2 protein-coding genes are annotated in these 2,463 nt (G+C 27.3%); both read left to right on the top strand.

The window, feature by feature from the left end; genetic code table 11:
* Nucleotides 1-879 precede the first annotated feature (879 nt).
* Nucleotides 880-1,479: a hypothetical protein gene (locus FT986_RS00015; RefSeq protein WP_147863254.1), complete on the top strand. Its 600-nt coding sequence runs from the start codon at nucleotides 880-882 to the stop codon at nucleotides 1,477-1,479.
* A gap of 141 nt (nucleotides 1,480-1,620) precedes the next feature.
* On the top strand, nucleotides 1,621-2,376 hold the full coding sequence (locus FT986_RS00010) for a hypothetical protein (RefSeq protein WP_147863253.1): 756 nt from the start codon (nucleotides 1,621-1,623) through the stop codon (nucleotides 2,374-2,376).
* The last annotated feature ends 87 nt before the right edge of the window (nucleotides 2,377-2,463 follow it).

Genomic DNA, 2,463 nt, shown 5'->3' with positions numbered 1-2,463 from the left:
TAGTTAAAGAGAGGGGATTATCAATGTTGTCGAAGTCTAACGCTTCACCGTATATCATAACCTTAATCCTCTCTTTGTTCTTTCTGATTTATAGTTTAAATTTAATAAGAATCAAACTTAAGGTGTATATAGTAAATTGTTCAGGTAGTTGTTTACTTGGACTAGGCTCAAATAACAACTAGGTTACTAATATTTTGCTATATTAGTAACCTAAACCATCACAACTTACCATATACTTACCGTTAACTACTATAAAACTTCAAAACAAAAATTCTAACTTTACGAGATTAATCTGGTTTTCGATTTTCTTCCTCTACTCTGTTGTTTAAAAAGTAAAATAAAAGAGATTTAAACAAAACGAGATTGCTCCTGCTTCATTTTAAAAAACCAAAAGCTAGTCGGTTATTGTAATTAATAAAAGTGAGATAAACGAGTTTAATTATAAGTTCTATGAGTAAACAATCTGTACGGCTATTTAAAATCAATAAGTTTTAAGATAAACAAGATTAATAACAATTCTAAGATTAACCAATCTGGTCGGTTAAATAAATCAAAACTTGCGGTTGGATTCTAAGTTAAATTCGAGTAAAATGAGCATTTTAAGTTCCAAAACTGAGATCCAACTAATTTTAGAAAAGCATCAGAATCTGATAATTGAAAAATTCCATTTCAAAAGTTTGATTAGAAATGATTGTCAAATTGTAATACATATTAATATTCTTTAATAATTACAGTAGTTAACAACGTATAACAGCAATTGCTACGGATTTATCCTACGGACAAATCCTTGCCTGCTCAATATTTCAGTATTTTACTTATCTTAGCTCTAAACCACGCAACTGACGGTTATACAAAACCGTTACCACACATTTAAGAAAAATGATTGCGATAATAATATTTATAGGAATTATAATTGGTTTGAACTGCATTCCACTTCTGACTAAAAAGACATTTCCGAAAGTTGAAAAAATAACTGTGCGAATATTATTAGTTGCGACAATTTTACTTTTGACAACTATTTTTCTAGATTTTAATGGATATAAACTGAAAAGTAATTTAGCTTTTAGAATAATTGGATTGTCTTTTATTATTTCAACATTTATATATTTTGCGATTTTTAAGAACACAAGAGAGAAAATATGGAAAATAATATTTTTGACAGTTTTAATAATTGTGAGCTTAATGAATCAAGTTTTATATGAAAAATTAGGTAGTTATGAAATAGCGGATGAATTGAATATGACTGTTAGCCGAGAAGGATTTTTAGCTTGTGGAGAAATTATCAGAATTACGAAATCGGAATTTGGAATTTTCGAAAAAGAACTCTTTTATGATAGCAATCAATGCTTAATTGGAATAACGAAAATAGAAACTGTTGAATTTAATGAAAATGGTGCTGAATTTTTAATTTATCACAATGGAATTTATGATAGTGAAAATCCATACAAATACGAAATAGAAAATAAAAACGTGTGGTAACACCGTATAAAAATAATGCTTAGTTTAGTGCTTAATCAAGAGTCCGTGCACTTTTGTTACGTCTATTTTCCTGCGGAAAATCCTCGCACACAAAACCGCACTATTCTTATACATAAACGTTAGCATTAATTTAAACCTTGAATGAGACAAATTTTATCAATCATTTTATTTTTCATTATTTCTTATGGTTTTTCGCAAAATCAATTGAATATACAAGTAGAACAAATTGAAAAGTCAATAAAATCTAATAGTATATCTGATTTTCAAAAACTAGAAGTTGATTTAGATAACGATAATGATCTAGATTATATATACATTTATCAATGTGCTGAACCTAAATGTATAGAGGTTTATTTAAATGTTAATCAAAAATTGGAAAAGGTTATATCTGAGTTCTGCTATAATTACTATTTATATACTGCAGAGAACAAAAGTTTAATAATAGAACAAAATCATTGTTGTGGAGAAAGTCCTTTTACTTCACATAGAGCTTTTAATTTCCAATCTGACAAAACAATTACCACAGAAAATTATGTGCTTTATAATGAAAGCTATGAACTTTTAAAACCAGAAACTAACCTGTCTTCAACTTATAATGTTAAGGTTTTAAATAACAATTACAATGTTAGATTTTCACCAAATATTAGAGAATACAATGAAAATGAGTCTTTATTTTCTTGTGAACCAAATACCAACATCATTGGAAAATTAAAAGAAAATAGCACTGTAAAAGTACTATCGGAATTAATTAAAGAAAATCGAATTTGGTTATTCGTCGAAATAGAAAGTGAATCTTTAAATTACAAATTATGCAATAACCCAATTGACTATGAATTTAAAGGTCAAAAGTTAAGAGGTTGGATAAGTAACAATTTTGTAGAAAAAATAAAAAACTAATGCTAACACCGGTAACCGTTGCACAAGTCTATTATTTCTAATAAAACTATTTTTTTAAGCCGCTTTTAAGCGGTTTTTTTAGTTTTA

It is taken from the genome of Mesonia sp. K4-1 (assembly GCF_008017825.1).
GTDB lineage: Bacteria > Bacteroidota > Bacteroidia > Flavobacteriales > Flavobacteriaceae > Mesonia.
This window is presented reverse-complemented; position numbering and strand designations above follow the sequence as displayed.

What these genes read in the sequence shown, in the direction of transcription:
- FT986_RS00010 (WP_147863253.1), top strand. Translation starts at nt 1,621, where the DNA reads ATGAGACAAATTTTATCAATCATTTTATTTTTCATTATTTCTTATGGT.
- FT986_RS00015 (WP_147863254.1), top strand. Translation starts at nt 880, where the DNA reads ATGATTGCGATAATAATATTTATAGGAATTATAATTGGTTTGAACTGC.